This window comes from Caballeronia sp. S22, assembly GCF_964261745.1.
GTDB lineage: Bacteria > Pseudomonadota > Gammaproteobacteria > Burkholderiales > Burkholderiaceae > Caballeronia > Caballeronia jiangsuensis.
This window is the reverse complement of the sequence record NZ_OZ180035.1, coordinates 2,304,889-2,320,610: the sequence shown is the minus strand read 5'-3', so window position 1 is coordinate 2,320,610 and position 15,722 is coordinate 2,304,889. Positions and strand designations below refer to the sequence as shown.

The following is a 15,722-nucleotide window of genomic DNA, read 5'->3' as shown; positions in this document are numbered from 1 at the left end:
CAACCGTCGAAGATTTGTTCGCAGACGCACGCACGCCTTGCCGCGCGGCGTTTTCAGCGTGCTTTTGCGGCGCGTGGATAGCGGTTGAGATCGATCCGGCACGCAAGTTGCGGTACGAAGTTCACGATCCGCGTGCTACGGCGCGGACGTGATCGCAGAGCCGCCTCGCGCACGAAAAAGGCGAACGGGGCGCCAGACCAAAATCGAAAAAATGGGAGTATTGCCATGAAGACGACTCAATTCCTGAAGGCAGCCGGTGGTATCGCGTGTGTCGTGTTCGCGCTCAACGTCGGCGCGCAAACCACTGCGGCGTCGTCGACGAGCGGTTCCGGCACGTCGATGGGCCAGAAGGTCGACGACAGCGCCGTCACCACGAAGGTCAAGGCCGAGTTGCTCGGCGCCAAGAACGTCAAGTCCACGCACATCCACGTGAAGACGCATTCGGGCGTGGTATCGCTGACGGGCACGGTGCCGTCGGCAGAAGACAAGACCGCCGCCGAAGAAGTCGTCTCGAACGTGTCGGGTGTTGCTTCCGTGAAGAACCATCTTAAAATTGCCGCCAAGTAATGGCATAGTTCGTATGCCCGGCTTCGCCACGGCGGGCCGCGGTTGAGTGCCAGCAGTACGGAACCCGCGCGGGGTTCGACGATTCGCCATCAGCGGCGATGAATCGGACGAAGCGCGGGTTCTCGCATGGAGGCTAGGGTTCGCGTCGCATCGCCCGATGCTTCAGTCGCACGTTCACGCATGATGCTTCACGCAGTGCGCATCACCTCGCAGCACTTCGAAACTTAAAAACGAGTACGACCGTTCAGGGCGGCACTCACACAGGTGGCTCACGAATGCGCAGTAGCCCGGCGTTCAGAGGCCCCGGCAAAACAGGAGCTCTTCATGAAGACGAAAAAGATGGCATTGATCGGCGCGCTCGCGCTGGCATTCTCGACGGCGGCGTTTGCGCAGGCAGCGTCCGATGCGGCCACGGCAGGCGCGGATGCTGGCGCGCATGCGAAGAAGCAGAAGGGCACCTATCTGCATCAGCAGGACAAGGCGCACAAGCTGAAGGGCGCGTCGGCAGCGGCGGCGGCTTCGGCGCTCGGCACGAACGACAAGGGTCAGCCGCAGTAACCTGACGCTCGACAAACAAACGGCCGCATCGCGCGGCCGTTTGCGTTCATGCGGCCCGATCGTCATCGGGCCGCTTTTGCATCAATCGCTTCAGGACTTCGCGGCTGCGTACTGATCGCGCAGATCGCGGATACGATCGTGATTTTCCAGCACGCCCTGATACTGGCGTTCGACGATCGCGCGAACATCGGCAGGCAGATCCTTGTCCAGCGCCTGACGATAGTTCTTCTTCGCGGCATCCTCGCCACGCTCGCACTCGGCGAGAATCGCGTGATCGCTATGGCCGCTCACGGCCGACTTCACATCGACCCAGCCGCGATGCAGCGCGCCGGCCACCGATCCGCCGGTTTCGGGCTTTCCGCCCAGCTGCGCGACCACGTCCTGTAGCTCGCGCGCGCCTTCCGCGCACTTCTGCGCGCGATTCTGGAATAGCAGCTTGAGGCTTGGATCACGCGTATCCTCTGCGGCCTTGAGAAAACCCTTTTCCCCGTCCTTCGAGGTTTCGACGAGATCGTTGAGTACCGATACGACGTTCGTGCTCATATAACACCTCCCATTGGTTTCGACATTGCCACTGCGCAGCCTCCCTGCGGGATGCGGCTCGCCGATTCAATACGCACGCGGCGTGCCCGCATCGTTCGCGGAAGGGCATGTGATTTGCTGCCGACACGGCATTACAGCGCGCATCCGATTCGAGACGCGCGCAGAACACGGCAACAGGAGAGCGCAGTGAATTTCTTGAACCGGCTCGCGCATCGCGAGTTTCTGATCCTTGTGGCGATGGCGGCGTCCGCGCTGACCTTGCATGTGCGTCAGCACGTCATCGAAGAGCATCCCGTGCAGGCATCGCATGCGGACTATGGGCGTATCTGCGAAGCGCCCGCCGTAAGCGAAAGCAAGGCGCGTGTGCTGCCCGCCGAATGCCGTCTGCGCGCAAATCTGCCGGCGAATCGAACGCACACGCCCTGGGTCTGACACGCAAGAAAAACAAACGCCCGCGAGAAGCGGGCGTCGTCATCGGGCACAGCGAGAAATCAGGCGCGCGTGTGCGCGAACTCACCCACCGGATGCGGCGGCTGCAGCGGATCGAAATCGCTCCAGCGACCTTGTTTCCATCGTCCCGACGCACGCTCGATATCGATACCGCCCGCCTCACGCAGCGCCGCGGCCGCCTGATCCTGCGATTCCGGCGATACATGCACCGCGACGAGGACACCCGCATGTCGCGCGGGCTCCTCGGCGTGCGCGGCGTCCTTCGGCTTCTTCGTATGCGACATCGCGCCGACGAGCGATCCCACATAAGCACCGACGCCCGCCGCGATCACCGAGACGAGCAGCGGCGCATGAAACACCGCGAAGATCGCCGCACCCACCACCGCACCGGCGACCGCGCCGATCGTCACGCCCTTGCCGGCGCCTTTGGGGGCCGCGCTCGCGCCCGCATCGGTGCCGACATCGCCGCCGACGGGATAGCGCGCGTGCTGGCCGCTCGGATTGACGAAGAAGAGCGTCACGTCTTCTTCCACGAAGCCTTTCGCGAAGAGCTTCTGGGCTGCCGATTCGGCCGCGCGAAAGGTCTGAAATCGGCCCGCAATGATCAGTGACATGTTCCCTCCTTGTTGGCTTGGGTGATTGGATGCGTTGCGCTGCGTGAGCGGCTCAGTCCGGCTCCATGCCGGCGACGCGGAACAATCCGCTTCTCAGCACGGCGGGCTGGCCGCCGTTGTCGTCGAGCACTTCGGCGCACACTGCGCGAATGCGTGCCGTGCCGCGCGCGTATGCATCGAGCAGATCTTCCTCGCGAGCCGACTTCGCGCCGAAGTGATCTTCGAGCGCTTCGGCGGTGATCGAACATACGACCGGCTCACCGTCGATGAGCGCGGCAAAGTGAATGGCGAGGTCGTCGCCGTCGAAAACGGGGGCTTCGTCTGCAAACGTGATGTGCATGGTCGAGTCCTCATAGGCGGGACGGGAAGCGGAACGGGGAGACGCCACGCGTCGGGCGACATACGCGACGCTCATGACGCCGCCTTCGCTTTCGCGAGCTGCTGCGCCATCTCGTAGTGATGGCTGATGACCGGCAACGCCTTGGCTGCCGCCGCCTTCAGCGCGGTGTCGTTGCCGCTTTCGCTTTCCTTCCTGAAGAGCGCGACGGCCTTCTGATGTCCGTCCATGGCTACCTTTTCAATATAGGCCTTGTCGAACTCCGCGCCCTGGAGATTTTGCAGACTGCCGATCAGCGATGAATCCGCCGCGGCCGGCGCGGTGATGCCGTGACGCTTCGCGAGCACGTCCAGATTGCGCGCGAGTTTCGTGTGATCGACGATCATTCGCTGTGCGAATTCCCGTACCTGCCGGTCGCTCGCGTGCGTGAGCGCGAGCTTGCTCGCGGCAAGCTCGGTCGCGCCCGCCTGACCTGCGTCCTGAAGAAACTGCTGATCGATCGGCGAGAGCTTTTCGCTTTGAGCCTGCGCGACTGGCACAGACACAGAAATTGCGGCCAGTGACAACGTAAGTGAGATCAATAGTCTCGACATCGGCTTCGCTCCGGTGCGATGGATCAGGCGCGCGCCTTTCCCAGCGCTTCGATCAGCGCCTTGTTGAATGCGGGCAGATCGTCGGGCTTGCGGCTCGTGATGAGATTGCCGTCGATCTGCACTTCCTGATCGACCCATGTGCCGCCCGCGTTGCGAACATCGTCCTGCAGACTCGGCCAGCTCGTCATCGTGCGGCCCGCGATGATGCCCGCCGAAATCGGCAGCCAGCCGCCGTGACAGATCACGGCGATCGGCTTCTTCGCCTGATCGGCTTCCTTCACGAAGCTTTGCGCTTTCGCATCGAGACGGATCGCGTCGCTGTTGACGACGCCGCCGGGTAACACGAGCGCGTCGTAATCGGCGGCGTTGGCGGCGTCGAAAGTGACATCGACGTTCACTTTGTCAGCCTTGTCGACGTGTTTGAAACCCTGGATCTGGCCGGGCTTCTGCGACACGATATCCACCTGCGCGCCGGCTTCCTTGAGCGCGCGTTGCGGCTCGACGAGTTCGGCCTGCTCGAAGCCATCGACGGCGAGAATCGCGACCTTGCAACCGTTGAGGGAATTGCCCATGAACACACTCCTTCGTTGCTGTTTTCGAAGATTCCGCGTGGGCGAAATCCATTTTCGAGGTTTCAGCAAAGGCTGTGCCCAGCGAGCTGCCGGGGACGCGAAGGAAAAGGGCGAATCAGGCGGGCTCGATGCTGCGCTTGCCGGTGAGGCGCAGCACGCTGACCACGGCGGCGGCGGCCGCGAACGCCGCCGCGACCGCAATCGCGATCACCGGACCCTGCTTCGGCGCGACGCCGAAGATCAGCGCGACGAGCGCCGCGCCCAGCGTCTGCCCGGTGAGGCGCGCGGTGCCGAGCATCCCGCTCGCGCCGCCGCTGCGATGACGCGGCGCGGCGGCGAGCATCTGTCGATTGTTGGGTGACTGGAAGAGGCCGAAGCCCAGCCCGCAGACGGCCATGCGCCACGCGATATCGAACGCGTCCGGATGCGCGCCGACGCTTGCGAGCAGCACCAGCCCGACGGTCAGGATCGCGAGCCCGATGCCGCCGAGCAGCCCCGCCGGATAACGATCCGCGAGCACGCCCGCGAGCGGCGCGACGAACACGATGACGAGCGGCCACGGCGTCATCAGAAAGCCCGTCTCGACCTGGCTCATGCCGAAATTGTTCTGCAGCAGGAACGGCAACGAAACGAACGCGAGCATCTGCGCGCAGAACGAACACACCGACGCGCCGACCGACAATGCGAACACCGGAATGCGCATCAGATCGACGGGCAGAAGCGGCGCGCTTTGCGTCAGTTGCCGCTTCACGAAGAAATAGCCGATGACCGCCGTCACGATGATCTCGCCGATCACATACGGACGATGCTCGCCGTGCCCGAAGCCATCGACCGCGACGATCGCGAGGCCGAAGAACAGCGCGTTCATGATCGCGCTGATGTAGTCGTACGGCTGCCGATGTCCCGGCGTGCGCGGCATCGACTTCCAGCCGATCGCGAACGCCACGACGCCGATCGGCACGTTGATCGCGAAGAGCCACGGCCAGGTCGCGACGGAGAGCACGCCCGAGGCGACCGTCGGCCCGATCACCGACGAGATGGCGACGACCGTCGCATTGATGGACACGCCGCGCCCGAGCTGATCGTGCGGATAGATGATGCGCACGAGCGCCGTGTTCACGCTCATGATCCCCGCCGCGCCGAAGCCCTGCACGACGCGCGCGATGGTGAGCGCGACGAGCGAGCCGGACAGCGCGCACGCGAACGACGACACCGTGAAGAGCGCGAGCCCCGCCATATACACGCGCCGGTAGCCGATGCGGTCGCCGAGCGAGGCGAGCGGCAAGAGCGAGATGGTGATCGTGAGCTGATAGGCGTTGACGACCCAGATGGAGTCGGCGGGAGAGGCGTTCAGATTGCGCGCGATGGTCGGCAGCGCGACATTGGCGATGGCGCCGTCGAGCACCGCGAGCGTGATGCCGAGCGCGACGACGGCAATGGCCCAGTATCGCTGGGGCAGCGGCAGACCTTGGTCGGAATCCATCGATGGGCGGGCAGTGGCAAGCGGCGCATTGTAAGACGCGCCGTTTTCAAATGGCTTGTACGCCGGCGCGGCCGCAGGGGTCCGCGCCACGTCTTGATGCTTACTTCAACTCGTAAAGGCCGGTGTAGGTCGCCGAATCGATCTCGTTGAGATGAGTCATGAAGCGCGCCACCGCATTGGTCACGTTCCCGTCGAGCGGCAGGCTCTCCGCCGACAGCGCATGGATGCGGAAGATATAGCGATGCGGCTTGTCGCCACGCGGCGGCGCCGCGCCGCCGAAACCGACCGTGCCGTAGTCGTTGCGAAGCTGTAGCGCGCCTTGCGGCAGCAGACTGCCGTCGGCCTTGCCGGCATTGCGCGGCAGCGAGCGCGCATCGGCCGGAATGTTGACGACGATCCAGTGCCAGAAGCCGCTGCCGGTGGGCGCGTCGGGATCGTAGACGGTGAGCGCGAGACTGCGGGTATCGGCGGGCGGATCTTCCCATTGCAGCGCCGGGGAAATGTTCTCGCCCGAACCGCCGAAGGCTTGCTGGTCGAATTCCTGCGCGTGCGTCATGAAACCGTTCGCCGGAAATTCGTCGGACCAGATGCGGAAATCAGCCATGAGAGTCGTGCCTCCTTCTTATAGCGATGTGGATGGATGCGGCACAGCGCATCGGACCGCGCGATGTCGCGGTCATCCGAGCCGTGCAGCAAACGTGCCCGAGACTGCGCGACCTAGAACACGCGCGGGCAAGGGCATGGCCAATCGAGTGTAGCATCCGCCCCCGATATCCGGCATGAGCGCGAACGCCACGGCGCGCATGTGCAAACGGGCGATTCGGCCCCGGAAATACGGCGCGCGCTACAATAATGAGATGAATTCAGGCCTCAACCAGGGACCATTTTGAGCCGGCGCGAGCCGAAAGGATGACCATGCCAAACGACCCGCGCCGCGCTGCCGGTCAATTCACGCCGGCGAGCGTGCCGGAGGACGATGCCGACATGTTCGACCTCGCGCCCGTGTCGCTCTGGCTCGAGGACTTCAGCGCCGTACGCGAGCAGTTCGAGCGCTGGCGCGCGGCGGGCGTCGCGGACCTGCGCGCGTTTCTCGCCGAAAATCCCAAGCGCATCGCCGAATGTTCGTCACGCATTCGCGTCGTGAAGGTCAATCAGCGCACGCTCTCGCTCTTCAAAGCGAGCGATGTCGATGATCTCGTGCAGAACCTCGATCGCGTGTTCCGCGACGACATGCTCACCACGCACATCGACGAACTGGAGCAGTTATGGTCCGGCAAGTCGCGCTTCGTGAGCCAGACGGTCAACTACACGCTCGACGGCAAGCGCCTCGACGTGCTGCTCAAGGCGGTTGTTCTGCCGGGCCACGAGGACACGTGGACGCGCGTGCTCGTCACCATCGAGGACATCACCGAACTCGAAGCGATGCGCCGCACGGCCGCCGCGAGCGAGCTCTATGCGCGCGGGCTCTTCGAGCATTCGCCGGTGTCGCTGTGGGTGGAAGACTTCAGTTCCGTGAAGTCGCTGCTGGACGATGTGCGCGAGCGCGGCATCGTCGACTTTCGCACGTTCACGAATGTTCATCCGGAGTTCGTCGAGCGCTGCATGCAGGAGATTCACGTGCTCGACGTGAATCAGCACACGCTGCGCATGTTCGCCGCGCCGACCAAGGCGACGCTGCTCGCGCGCCTGCCCGATGTGTTCCGCGACGACATGCAGCAGCACTTCCAGGAACAGTTGATCGATCTGTGGGACGGCAAGCTCTTCCATCAGCGCGAGGTGCTCAACTATTCGCTCGAAGGCAACGAGGTGCACGTGCATCTGCAGTTCTCGGTGTTTCCGGGACATGAGGCGCGCTGGGATCTCGTGCTCGTCGCGCTGACGGACATCACCGCGCGCAAGAAGGCCGAAGCGTATCTGGAATTCCTTGGCAAGCACGACGTGCTCACGAAACTCAAGAACCGCTCGTTCTATATCGACGAAATCAATCGCCTCGAACGCAAGGGCCCGTTCCCGGTGACGGCGATCGCCGTCGATGTGAACGGGCTCAAGGGCGTCAACGACCAGCTCGGCCACGCCGCCGGCGACGCGCTGTTGCGCCGCGCGGGCGAAGTGCTCGCCAAGGCGGTGGAGAAGCCGTTCCAGGCGGCGCGCATCGGCGGCGACGAGTTCATGATTCTTCTGCCAGGCACCGACGAGCGCGGCGGCGACGCGGTGATCGAGAGCATTCGCCAGTTGCTCGAAGTGAACAACCAGTTCTATTCGGGCAATCCGCTTTCTTTCGCGATGGGCGCGGCCACCGCGCACGAGGGCGAGCGGCTCGAAGCGATGCTGCAACGCGCCGACGCCGCGATGTACGCGGAAAAACGCGCGCACTACGACGGCAAGAACGCGTGATTACTGCTGCGTAACTTCGTCGATGCCGCGATTGAGCGCCGGGCACGCCTCGCCGATCTGCTTCTGATACTCCGACGGATTGCTCGTCTTGAGCTTCTCGAAGCGATCGACGGTCGGTTGCGCCTGCGCGAGACCGAGCTTCCATTCGCCGTCGAAATCGGGTGCGTCGGGGTAGCTCGTATGGACGACGTCTTTAAAGCGCGCGACTTTCGCGGCATCGATATGACAGACATCCGCCGCGCCGCGCGCGATGTTCGCGCTCGTCATCACGCCTTCCGCGGCCATCAGTTGTTTCGACGACGGATGGCCTGGCGGCATCGCGGTCTGCGCCGTCGCGCAGAGACACCAGGTGGCCAGAATGGCGGGAGCCAGAAAGAGCGAACGCTTGATGCGCATATGATTTTCGGTTTGTCTGCAGGGTGAAAAAATTATAGGTGAAGCCCTCCGTATTGAGCGCCTGTTATGGCGAGGATGCGTCGAAAGCGCGTGCTAGAATCGATTTTCAATGCCGTTCTCAGACAGAAAAATGAAAAAAGGAAGCAAGGCCGCGACTGCTGCGCCCTCGTCGACTACGGAGCAAGGGCGGCGCAAGTACGACCCTGAGGAGACCAAGCGGAACATTCTCGACATCGCCACGCAGGAGTTTTCGGCGATGGGCCTCGCGGGCGCGCGCGTCGACGCCATCGCGGAGCGCACCAACACCACGAAGCGCATGCTGTACTACTACTTCGGCAGCAAGGAAGGCTTGTACGAAGCGGTATTGGAGCAGGTCTACGGCGATATCCGCGCGCTCGAGCAGGAGTTGCAGCTCGCGGAAATGGAGCCAGAAGAAGCGCTGCGCGAATTCGTCGGCTTCACGTTCGATTATCACGACAAGCATCGCGATTTCGTGCGCCTCGTGACGATCGAAAACATCCACGGCGCGAAGTACATCGAACAATCGAAGACCTTCAAGGCGCGCAATTCGACGGTCGTCAAGACCATCGAGGATCTCATCGCACACGGCGTCGAGACGGGCAAGTTTCGCGACGACGTCGATCCGATCGACCTGCATCTGATGATCAGCTCGTTCTGTTTTCACCGCGTGGCGAACCGTCATACGTGGGGCGCGGCGTTCGGGCGCGATCCGTCGGGCACGCGTTCGCGGGCGCGTCATCGCGAGATGATCGTCGATGCGGTGTCGCGCTACATGCGGCGCGACGGCTGAGCTTTTCCTCGCGCGCATGGCAAAACGGCGGCACTCTCGCGAGGCCGCCGTTTTTTCATGGCTATCGGCGTTTCAGCTTTCCAGCAAGGTCTGGAAATGCGCGAACATACGCTCGGCATCCGGCTCGCGGCCGGTGAAGATGCGCAGCGCATCGACCGCCTGGCACACCGCCATGCCGCCGCCGCTCACCGTGCTGCAGCCGAGCGCCTTCGCCGCTTTCAGCAACTCGGTTTCGAGCGGGAAATAGACGATCTCCGCGACCCACAATTCCTTGTGCAGATACTCCGCCGGCAGCGGCAGGCCGGGCAGCTTCGCCATGCCCGTCGGCGTCGCGTGGATGAGGCCGCTGGCGCTGGCGAGCGTTTCGCGCAGGTCGCCGCCGCTTTTCACGACGCGATCCGGGAAACGCGCCGCGAGTTCGGCGGCGAGCGAGGCGGCGCGTGCCGCGTCGGAATCGAACAGCGTGAGCTCGCGCGTGCCCATCGACAGGGCGGCATGCGCGACGGCCGCGCCCGCGCCGCCCGCACCGAGCTGTACCACGCGTTCCAGCGGCGCGCCGGGAAGGCCGCGCTGGAACGCGCGGGCGAAGCCCGAGCCGTCGGTGTTGTAGCCGATGCGCTTGCCGTCCTTCAGCACCACCGTGTTCACGGCGCCGAGCGCGCGGGCGTCGGGGTCGAGCTCATCGAGCAACGGGATCACGCTTTGCTTGCAGGGATACGTGATGTTCAGGCCGTCGTAGCCCATGCGCTCGGCGGCGACGAGCAGATCGGGCAGGGCAGACGGCTCCAGCGCGAGCGCCTGAAGGTCGATGCGCCGATACACATAGCTGAGCCCGAGATTGCCGCCTTCCTTCTCGTGCATGGCGGGCGTGAGCGAACCGGCGATGCCGGAACCGATCAGGCCGATGAGATACGAAGTCTTGTTGGTCATGCGAGCGCGCTCCGGCATGGATGAGCACTGCATGCTGCAGTGCGAGATTGAATAGGCCGCAGTGTGAACGCACGCGCGAGGCTTGTCGGTTCGTGTTTTCACTAATTTGTACGGTCTAGTTAGTTTGTTATTATCGCGCAGAATGACATGGATTGCGCGCGTCCGTCATGCGGACGGCCTACACTGGAAGGCACCGCTTTCGATCCATCCCGCGTTCAATGAATTGCAACGAGGAGGCAGCGATGCTGCGTTCAATCCGGACTTCCATCGCAACGGTATCCATCAGCGGCACGCTTCCCGAGAAGTTGCGGGCCATCAAGGCGGCCGGTTTCGATGGCGTCGAGATCTTCGAGAACGATCTGTTGTATTTCGACGGCACGCCCGCCGACGTGCGCCGCATGTGCGCCGATCTCGGTCTCGAGATCTATCTGTTTCAGCCGTTCCGCGATTTCGACGGCGTGAGCCCCGAGCGGCTCGCGAAAAACGTCGAGCGCGCTAAGCGCAAGTTCGAACTGATGCACGAACTCGGCACGGACCGCATTCTCGTGTGCAGCAACGTGTCGCCCGATACGATCCGCGACGACGCGCTGCTCGTCGATCAGCTCGGCGTGCTCGCGAAGATCGCGGCGGACGCCGGCGTGATCGTCGCGTACGAAGCGCTCGCGTGGGGCCGCTACGTGAACTCGTACAAGCACGCGTGGAAGCTCGTCGACGCGGTGAATCATCCGAATCTGGGCCTCGCGCTCGATACGTTCCATACGCTGTCGATCCGCGATTCGGTGGAAGAGATCGCGTCGATCCCGGGCGATCGCATCGCGTTCGTGCAGATCGCCGATGCGCCCGTGCTCGCGATGGACGTGCTCGAATGGAGCCGTCACTATCGCTGCTTTCCGGGGCAGGGCGCGTTCGATGTCGCGGGCTTCACGGCGCGCGTGCTCGAAGCGGGCTACAAGGGTCCGCTGTCGCTCGAAATCTTCAACGATGGCTTTCGCGCCGCGCCGACCGCGATCACGGCGGCGGATGGCTATCGATCGCTGCGTTTCCTGGAAGAGCAGACGCGCGAACTGATGGTCTCCACGGGCAAGGACGTGCCGCCCGAACTCTTCAATCCGCCCGCGCCGCCGGAGCACATCGGCTTCCAGTTCCTCGAATTCGCCGTCGACGACTCCACGCGCGAGCAGCTTTCGCAATGGCTCGGCCGGCTCGGCTTCAGGCTCGCGGGCAAGCATCGTTCGAAGGATGTCGCGTTGTATCGGCACGGCGCGGGGTCGATCGTGCTCAACGCCGAAGCCGATTCGTTCGCGAGCGCGTTCTTTCAGAAGCATGGCTTGTCGCTGTGCGCATCGGCGTTTCACGTCGACGACGCGAAGCAGGCGTTCGAGCGCGCCGCCGCGTACGGCTCGGCGCCGTTCTCGGGGCAAGTCGGCCCGAACGAGCGCGTGGTGCCGGGCGTGCAGTCGCCCGACGGCAGCCTCGATTATTTCGTCGACGAAGCGCCCGGCGGCCCGACGCTGTGGGAGTCCGACTTCATCCTGACGGACATCGACGGACCGTACGAAGTGGGACCGCTTTCGCGCATCGATCACGTGTGCCTGTCGCTGCCCGCCGACGCGCTCGACACATGGGTGCTGTTCTTCAGAAGCGCGTTCGGCTTCGAGACCGAGGCCGCCGTGCTCGTGCCCGATCCGTACGGCCTCGTGCGCAGCCGCGCGGTGCGAAGCCGCGACGGCTCGGTGCGTATCGCGCTGAATGCTTCGGTCGATCGGTATACGGCGGTGTCGGAGTCGTTATCGACGTATCGCGGCTCGGGCCTGAACCATGTCGCGTTCAGCACGCCGGATATCTTCGATGCGATTCCGCGCCTCGAAGCCGACGGCGTCAAATTCCTGCGCATTCCGGGCAACTATTACGACGATCTCGTCGCGCGCTTCGGTCTGCCCGACGATCAGATCGACCAGATGCGCGAGCACAACATCCTCTACGACCGCGACGAGCGCGGCGGCGAGTTCTTCCACGCCTATACGGAGCAGCTCGATCAGCGCTTCTTCCTCGAAGTGATCGAGCGGCGAGGCGGCTACGACGGCTACGGCGCGGCCAACGCGGCGGTGCGGCTCGCGGCGCACGCGCAACAGCAGCAGCGCGCGCGTCAGGCGGCGTGAAGCGGGGCTAAGCGTGACCTAAAATCGATACATGGCGCCAGGGAAAAGCAGGAGGACGTCATGTGGGATTTTCCGAGCATTTTCGTCGGGCTCGCGTGTCTGGCGACGATCGTCATCGTGCTGCTCGCGCAGGACTGGCGCGATGAACATCGCAGGCGCGCGGCGACGCGAGACCACGCGCAACGGCATCCGTTGCGCGAGTGGTGGCTGAGGCATCGGCATTGAAGCGCGTTCAGGCGCTTTGAGCTTTTCCGCCGCCGGCCGCGACGGCGGGCGGCTGCTCGTGTTCGCGCTCCGTTGCCTCGAATGCGTCGATATGCAGATACAACCGGTGCACGGTCTGAATCTGCGTGTGAGAGAGATGTGACTGACGCGTGATGGATGCGAGCCGCTCGCGCCAGTACGAAGGCGGCAGCAACGGCCCGCCTAGATCGCACGACAATGAACGACGCAGCACCATTTCGAGGTGCGTCAGGTCCTGGTCGGCCAGCAACGCCGAGAACGCGCCCTGCGGCTTGGTATCGGGGAATGGGTCCATTACTCCGATGGCGGCGCGGCTCAGCGAAACTTGATAGGTGCAAACCCTAGCCGGACGGTTTTTTCCGACGCGCGCCGCCGCTTTCGAATTTCTTCGCGCCGACCCCGATGCCGCCGATAGCGTTTGCTATACTCTGCGCTCGCTTGCCGACGCTGTCGGCGACGCGCGGTCCACTCCCCGTAGTTCAATGGATAGAACGAGTGCCTCCTAAGCGCTAGATGCAGGTTCGATTCCTGCCGGGGGGACCACGATCCCACATGCCGCCCTCGCGGCCTTCTTGCCGCTGCCGCCGCGCTTTCCTCCTCATCCGGTTCACATTGGACCGCGAGCGCTTTCCCGCCGATAATGCGACCACTCCGGCTCATGCCATCTCGGCTCGCGCGCTCATGACGGAAATCCAGTCCGCGGTGCTCGTCTTCATTCTTCTGCTGGCCAGCACGGGCCTGGGCGCGATCGTGCGGCCGCTGCTGCCCGAAGAGCACAAGGCGCAGGAGACGGTGCAACTCGTGCAGTTGCTCGTCGGCATGCTGGTCACGTTCGCGGCGCTCGTGCTCGGCCTTCTGACGGCGTCGGCGAAAACCATCTTCGACACCACGAACAACGACATGCGCAGCTACGCAACCTCGATCATCGAACTCGATCGCGCCATGCGCGATTACGGCGCCGATCTCGATCACGCACGCGAACTCCTGCGCTCGTACACGGCGGGCGCGCTCGCGAGCACCTGGCCGAACGAGCCGCGCCCGCTTGGCGAATATCCGAACGTCGAGCCGTCGAAGAACACCGACAGCCTCGCGAACAACACGCTCGGCGCAATCTTGAGCAAGGCTCAGCGCGAAGTGCGCCTGCTCCGTCCGCACGATGACTATCATCGCCAGCTTGCCGCCGAAGCCGCCGCGCGCTTCGAGCAACTCATCGCGCTGCGCTGGAAGCTGGTGGAGGAGGCGCACGGATCGATTTCGTATCCGTTCGACCGGATACTCGTCTGCTGGCTGCTCATCATCTTCCTGTGCTTCGGGCTGATCGCGCCGCGCAACGCGCTCTCGCTGGTGACGATCATGCTCGGTGCGCTGTCGATCGCATCGGCGGTGCTCGTGATCCTCGATCTCGATACGCCGTTCACCGGCCCGATCATGGTCGGCAGCCAGCCGATGCGCGACGCCCTCGCGTACCAGAGCCGCTGATGCTCTACGACGATCCGCGCCTCGTCGCGCTATACGATGTTCTCAATCCGTTCGCGTCCGATACGGCGTTCTATCTTGCGCTGGCCGAGTCGGCGGAACATGTCGTCGATCTGGGCTGCGGCACAGGCCTGCTCGCCTGCGAACTGGCGAAGCGCGGGCATCGCGTGACGGGGATCGATCCGTCGCCGCAGATGCTGCGTGTCGCGCGGGCGCGTCCCGGAGGCGACAAGGTGACGTGGATCGAAGGCGATGCGAGCGCGCTGCCGTTCGTCGGCATGGCGGATCTGCTCGTGATGACGGGCCACGTCGCACAGATATTTCTCGACGACGCGGCGTTGCTCGCGACGCTTAAGGCTGCGCGTCGCGCGATCCGGCCGGGCGGCGCGGTCGCGTTCGAAAGCCGCAATCCGGCGGCGCGGGCGTGGGAAAACTGGACGCGCGAGCGCTCATCGAGATGCGTCGAAGCGCCGGACGGACGAACGGTGGAAGTGTGGCAGGAACTGCACGCGCAACCCGATCCTTCGACGACATGCCACGCCGCGTTCACGACGTACTATCGCTTCACGTCGGCGCCCGAAGATACGCTGAGCGCCACGAGCGAACTACGCTTCCGCACGCTCGACGCGCTCGCGCGCCTGCTGACCGATGCGGGTTTCGCGCGTATCGACTGGTACGGAGACTGGAATCGCGCGCCGGTGGACGAAACGAGCCGCGAACTGATCGCGGTGGCGCGGTGAAACAGCAGTGAGTATCAGAACTCGACGACGACGAAATCGGCCTTGCCCACGTCGCACAGCGGGCAGCGCCAGTCGCCGGGGATATCGCCGAAACGGGTGCCGGCGGGAATGCCTTCGTCCGGCAGACCGTCTTCCTCGTTATAGATCCAGCCGCAAATCAGGCAGACCCAGCTCTTGAATTCGATGACTTCGCTCACGACAGACTCTTGATTCGAAAGAAATAAACGGACCGCGTGCGCTCGAAGACGATGCGCGGCGCGGCGACCCGGCATCTTACAGGAATCGGCGCGATCGTCCCCGGTAGCACCGTCCGCAGGATGGTCCCGATTCCGCCAAACCGAAAGCCCGGTGTATGCTTTTTGGGTCTCGGGCGCCGCATTCGCGCCAGCGACCGGTTTCACAACATGGAGAAAACGATGAACAAAAAGGTCTTGGGTGCGATGCTGACGGGCGCGATCCTGCTCGCGCAATACGCCGGTGCGGCGCATGCGCAGGCGCGCGTCTATTTCATCGAGCCGAAGGATGGCGCAACCGTCACGAGCCCCGTGCACGTGAAGTTCGGCGTCGACGGCATGTCGATCGCGCCGGCGGGGACGATGACCGATGGCACCGGCCACCACCATCTGCTGATCGATGGCAAGGCGCTGCCGAAGGGCACCGTGATTCCGGCGAACGACACGTCGCTGCACTTCGGCAAGGGCCAGACCGAAGCCGATGTGAAGCTGCCGCCGGGCGATCACACGCTGACGATGCAGTTCGGCGACGGCGCGCATCGCTCATACGGGCCGGAAATGAGCCAGACCATCAAGGTGCATGTGAAGTAACGCGTTTTTCCGGCACGAGACAAGGGAAGGCC

General features: G+C 64.0%; 21 protein-coding genes and 1 tRNA gene. 11 read left to right on the top strand and 11 right to left on the bottom strand.

Translation table 11 applies throughout. From position 1 onward, the window contains the following. Positions 1-225 precede the first annotated feature (225 nt). A complete protein-coding gene (locus tag ACEN42_RS10960; RefSeq protein WP_187607169.1) occupies positions 226-567 on the top strand; it encodes a BON domain-containing protein in 342 nt (113 codons plus the stop codon). A 324-nt stretch (positions 568-891) separates the two neighbouring features. Further along, complete coding sequence (locus ACEN42_RS10955; RefSeq protein WP_035506251.1) at positions 892-1,125, top strand: hypothetical protein; 234 nt, start codon at positions 892-894, stop codon at positions 1,123-1,125. Between the two features lie 90 nt (positions 1,126-1,215). Here the strand turns inward: ACEN42_RS10955 and ACEN42_RS10950 are convergent, their stop codons facing one another. After that, entirely contained in the window at positions 1,216-1,668 is a 453-nt protein-coding gene (locus ACEN42_RS10950; RefSeq protein ID WP_371879934.1) for a PA2169 family four-helix-bundle protein, read from the bottom strand. A gap of 186 nt (positions 1,669-1,854) precedes the next feature. Between ACEN42_RS10950 and ACEN42_RS10945 the strand changes: the two genes are divergently transcribed. Then, the gene (locus ACEN42_RS10945) at positions 1,855-2,100 is read left to right on the top strand and encodes a hypothetical protein (RefSeq protein ID WP_371879933.1); all 246 of its coding nucleotides are present in this window, start codon (positions 1,855-1,857) and stop codon (positions 2,098-2,100) included. 59 nt (positions 2,101-2,159) lie between these two features. Here the strand turns inward: ACEN42_RS10945 and ACEN42_RS10940 are convergent, their stop codons facing one another. The 6 genes from ACEN42_RS10940 to ACEN42_RS10915 all read right to left on the bottom strand — a co-directional run bounded on the left by ACEN42_RS10940 (position 2,160) and on the right by ACEN42_RS10915 (position 6,321). Continuing rightward, positions 2,160-2,732, bottom strand: coding sequence for a glycine zipper domain-containing protein (locus tag ACEN42_RS10940; RefSeq protein WP_035506258.1), 573 nt, complete (start codon positions 2,730-2,732; stop codon positions 2,160-2,162). A gap of 52 nt (positions 2,733-2,784) precedes the next feature. Further along, positions 2,785-3,072, bottom strand: a complete 288-nt coding sequence (locus tag ACEN42_RS10935) for a DUF1488 domain-containing protein (RefSeq protein WP_238288245.1) — start codon at positions 3,070-3,072, stop codon at positions 2,785-2,787. Positions 3,073-3,143: 71 nt separating this feature from the next. Beyond that, positions 3,144-3,614 (bottom strand): DUF4142 domain-containing protein, encoded by a 471-nt coding sequence (locus tag ACEN42_RS10930; protein WP_371879932.1) that lies wholly within the window; start codon positions 3,612-3,614, stop codon positions 3,144-3,146. 71 nt (positions 3,615-3,685) lie between these two features. After that, positions 3,686-4,234 (bottom strand): type 1 glutamine amidotransferase domain-containing protein, encoded by a 549-nt coding sequence (locus ACEN42_RS10925; protein WP_371879931.1) that lies wholly within the window; start codon positions 4,232-4,234, stop codon positions 3,686-3,688. A gap of 115 nt (positions 4,235-4,349) precedes the next feature. Next, positions 4,350-5,717, bottom strand: coding sequence for an MFS transporter (locus ACEN42_RS10920; RefSeq protein WP_035506268.1), 1,368 nt, complete (start codon positions 5,715-5,717; stop codon positions 4,350-4,352). Positions 5,718-5,817: 100 nt separating this feature from the next. Continuing rightward, positions 5,818-6,321 carry a YbhB/YbcL family Raf kinase inhibitor-like protein gene (locus tag ACEN42_RS10915; RefSeq protein ID WP_238210150.1) on the bottom strand — a complete coding sequence of 168 codons (504 nt, stop codon included), beginning with the start codon at positions 6,319-6,321 and terminating at the stop codon, positions 5,818-5,820. A 311-nt stretch (positions 6,322-6,632) separates the two neighbouring features. Between ACEN42_RS10915 and ACEN42_RS10910 the strand changes: the two genes are divergently transcribed. Beyond that, complete coding sequence (locus ACEN42_RS10910; protein ID WP_371879930.1) at positions 6,633-8,111, top strand: diguanylate cyclase domain-containing protein; 1,479 nt, start codon at positions 6,633-6,635, stop codon at positions 8,109-8,111. On the opposite strand, the gene ACEN42_RS10905 is transcribed toward ACEN42_RS10910, so the two are convergent. Next, positions 8,112-8,507 (bottom strand): hypothetical protein, encoded by a 396-nt coding sequence (locus tag ACEN42_RS10905; RefSeq protein ID WP_238210153.1) that lies wholly within the window; start codon positions 8,505-8,507, stop codon positions 8,112-8,114. 109 nt (positions 8,508-8,616) lie between these two features. Between ACEN42_RS10905 and ACEN42_RS10900 the strand changes: the two genes are divergently transcribed. Next, complete coding sequence (locus ACEN42_RS10900) at positions 8,617-9,318, top strand: TetR/AcrR family transcriptional regulator (RefSeq protein ID WP_371879929.1); 702 nt, start codon at positions 8,617-8,619, stop codon at positions 9,316-9,318. A 72-nt stretch (positions 9,319-9,390) separates the two neighbouring features. Here the strand turns inward: ACEN42_RS10900 and ACEN42_RS10895 are convergent, their stop codons facing one another. Beyond that, positions 9,391-10,248 (bottom strand): shikimate dehydrogenase, encoded by an 858-nt coding sequence (locus tag ACEN42_RS10895; RefSeq protein WP_371879928.1) that lies wholly within the window; start codon positions 10,246-10,248, stop codon positions 9,391-9,393. A gap of 254 nt (positions 10,249-10,502) precedes the next feature. On the opposite strand from ACEN42_RS10895, the gene ACEN42_RS10890 reads away from it, so the two are divergent. After that, positions 10,503-12,407 (top strand): bifunctional sugar phosphate isomerase/epimerase/4-hydroxyphenylpyruvate dioxygenase family protein, encoded by a 1,905-nt coding sequence (locus ACEN42_RS10890; protein ID WP_371881111.1) that lies wholly within the window; start codon positions 10,503-10,505, stop codon positions 12,405-12,407. A gap of 60 nt (positions 12,408-12,467) precedes the next feature. Further along, positions 12,468-12,632, top strand: coding sequence for a hypothetical protein (locus ACEN42_RS10885; RefSeq protein WP_371879927.1), 165 nt, complete (start codon positions 12,468-12,470; stop codon positions 12,630-12,632). 7 nt (positions 12,633-12,639) lie between these two features. On the opposite strand, the gene ACEN42_RS10880 is transcribed toward ACEN42_RS10885, so the two are convergent. Beyond that, positions 12,640-12,945 carry a hypothetical protein gene (locus tag ACEN42_RS10880; RefSeq protein WP_238210160.1) on the bottom strand — a complete coding sequence of 102 codons (306 nt, stop codon included), beginning with the start codon at positions 12,943-12,945 and terminating at the stop codon, positions 12,640-12,642. Positions 12,946-13,118: 173 nt separating this feature from the next. Here ACEN42_RS10880 and ACEN42_RS10875 point away from each other — a divergent pair. From ACEN42_RS10875 to ACEN42_RS10865, 3 genes are all read left to right on the top strand, one after another. Beyond that, positions 13,119-13,193 (top strand) — tRNA-Arg (locus ACEN42_RS10875). A 138-nt stretch (positions 13,194-13,331) separates the two neighbouring features. Next, positions 13,332-14,129, top strand: coding sequence for a hypothetical protein (locus ACEN42_RS10870; RefSeq protein ID WP_187607158.1), 798 nt, complete (start codon positions 13,332-13,334; stop codon positions 14,127-14,129). Further along, the gene (locus tag ACEN42_RS10865; protein WP_371879926.1) at positions 14,129-14,866 is read left to right on the top strand and encodes a class I SAM-dependent methyltransferase; all 738 of its coding nucleotides are present in this window, start codon (positions 14,129-14,131) and stop codon (positions 14,864-14,866) included. Before ACEN42_RS10870 ends, ACEN42_RS10865 begins: the two co-directional genes overlap by 1 nt. 14 nt (positions 14,867-14,880) lie before the next feature. Here the strand turns inward: ACEN42_RS10865 and ACEN42_RS10860 are convergent, their stop codons facing one another. Next, positions 14,881-15,063: a rubredoxin gene (locus tag ACEN42_RS10860; protein WP_250483321.1), complete on the bottom strand. Its 183-nt coding sequence runs from the start codon at positions 15,061-15,063 to the stop codon at positions 14,881-14,883. A gap of 243 nt (positions 15,064-15,306) precedes the next feature. On the opposite strand from ACEN42_RS10860, the gene ACEN42_RS10855 reads away from it, so the two are divergent. Beyond that, positions 15,307-15,690 (top strand): DUF4399 domain-containing protein, encoded by a 384-nt coding sequence (locus ACEN42_RS10855; RefSeq protein ID WP_371881110.1) that lies wholly within the window; start codon positions 15,307-15,309, stop codon positions 15,688-15,690. Positions 15,691-15,722: the final 32 nt, after the last annotated feature.

Excerpts from the sequence above, each read along its gene's own strand:
- ACEN42_RS10915 (WP_238210150.1), bottom strand. The coding sequence starts at position 6,321 with ATGGCTGATTTCCGCATCTGGTCCGACGAATTTCCGGCGAACGGTTTC.
- ACEN42_RS10880 (WP_238210160.1), bottom strand. The coding sequence starts at position 12,945 with ATGGACCCATTCCCCGATACCAAGCCGCAGGGCGCGTTCTCGGCGTTG.
- ACEN42_RS10895 (WP_371879928.1), bottom strand. The coding sequence starts at position 10,248 with ATGACCAACAAGACTTCGTATCTCATCGGCCTGATCGGTTCCGGCATC.
- ACEN42_RS10900 (WP_371879929.1), top strand. The coding sequence starts at position 8,617 with ATGCCGTTCTCAGACAGAAAAATGAAAAAAGGAAGCAAGGCCGCGACT.
- ACEN42_RS10855 (WP_371881110.1), top strand. The coding sequence starts at position 15,307 with ATGCTGACGGGCGCGATCCTGCTCGCGCAATACGCCGGTGCGGCGCAT.
- ACEN42_RS10870 (WP_187607158.1), top strand. The coding sequence starts at position 13,332 with ATGACGGAAATCCAGTCCGCGGTGCTCGTCTTCATTCTTCTGCTGGCC.
- ACEN42_RS10910 (WP_371879930.1), top strand. The coding sequence starts at position 6,633 with ATGCCAAACGACCCGCGCCGCGCTGCCGGTCAATTCACGCCGGCGAGC.
- ACEN42_RS10865 (WP_371879926.1), top strand. The coding sequence starts at position 14,129 with ATGCTCTACGACGATCCGCGCCTCGTCGCGCTATACGATGTTCTCAAT.
- ACEN42_RS10960 (WP_187607169.1), top strand. The coding sequence starts at position 226 with ATGAAGACGACTCAATTCCTGAAGGCAGCCGGTGGTATCGCGTGTGTC.
- ACEN42_RS10950 (WP_371879934.1), bottom strand. The coding sequence starts at position 1,668 with ATGAGCACGAACGTCGTATCGGTACTCAACGATCTCGTCGAAACCTCG.
- ACEN42_RS10920 (WP_035506268.1), bottom strand. The coding sequence starts at position 5,717 with ATGGATTCCGACCAAGGTCTGCCGCTGCCCCAGCGATACTGGGCCATT.
- ACEN42_RS10940 (WP_035506258.1), bottom strand. The coding sequence starts at position 2,732 with ATGTCACTGATCATTGCGGGCCGATTTCAGACCTTTCGCGCGGCCGAA.
- ACEN42_RS10935 (WP_238288245.1), bottom strand. The coding sequence starts at position 3,072 with ATGCACATCACGTTTGCAGACGAAGCCCCCGTTTTCGACGGCGACGAC.
- ACEN42_RS10925 (WP_371879931.1), bottom strand. The coding sequence starts at position 4,234 with ATGGGCAATTCCCTCAACGGTTGCAAGGTCGCGATTCTCGCCGTCGAT.
- ACEN42_RS10955 (WP_035506251.1), top strand. The coding sequence starts at position 892 with ATGAAGACGAAAAAGATGGCATTGATCGGCGCGCTCGCGCTGGCATTC.
- ACEN42_RS10885 (WP_371879927.1), top strand. The coding sequence starts at position 12,468 with ATGTGGGATTTTCCGAGCATTTTCGTCGGGCTCGCGTGTCTGGCGACG.
- ACEN42_RS10905 (WP_238210153.1), bottom strand. The coding sequence starts at position 8,507 with ATGCGCATCAAGCGTTCGCTCTTTCTGGCTCCCGCCATTCTGGCCACC.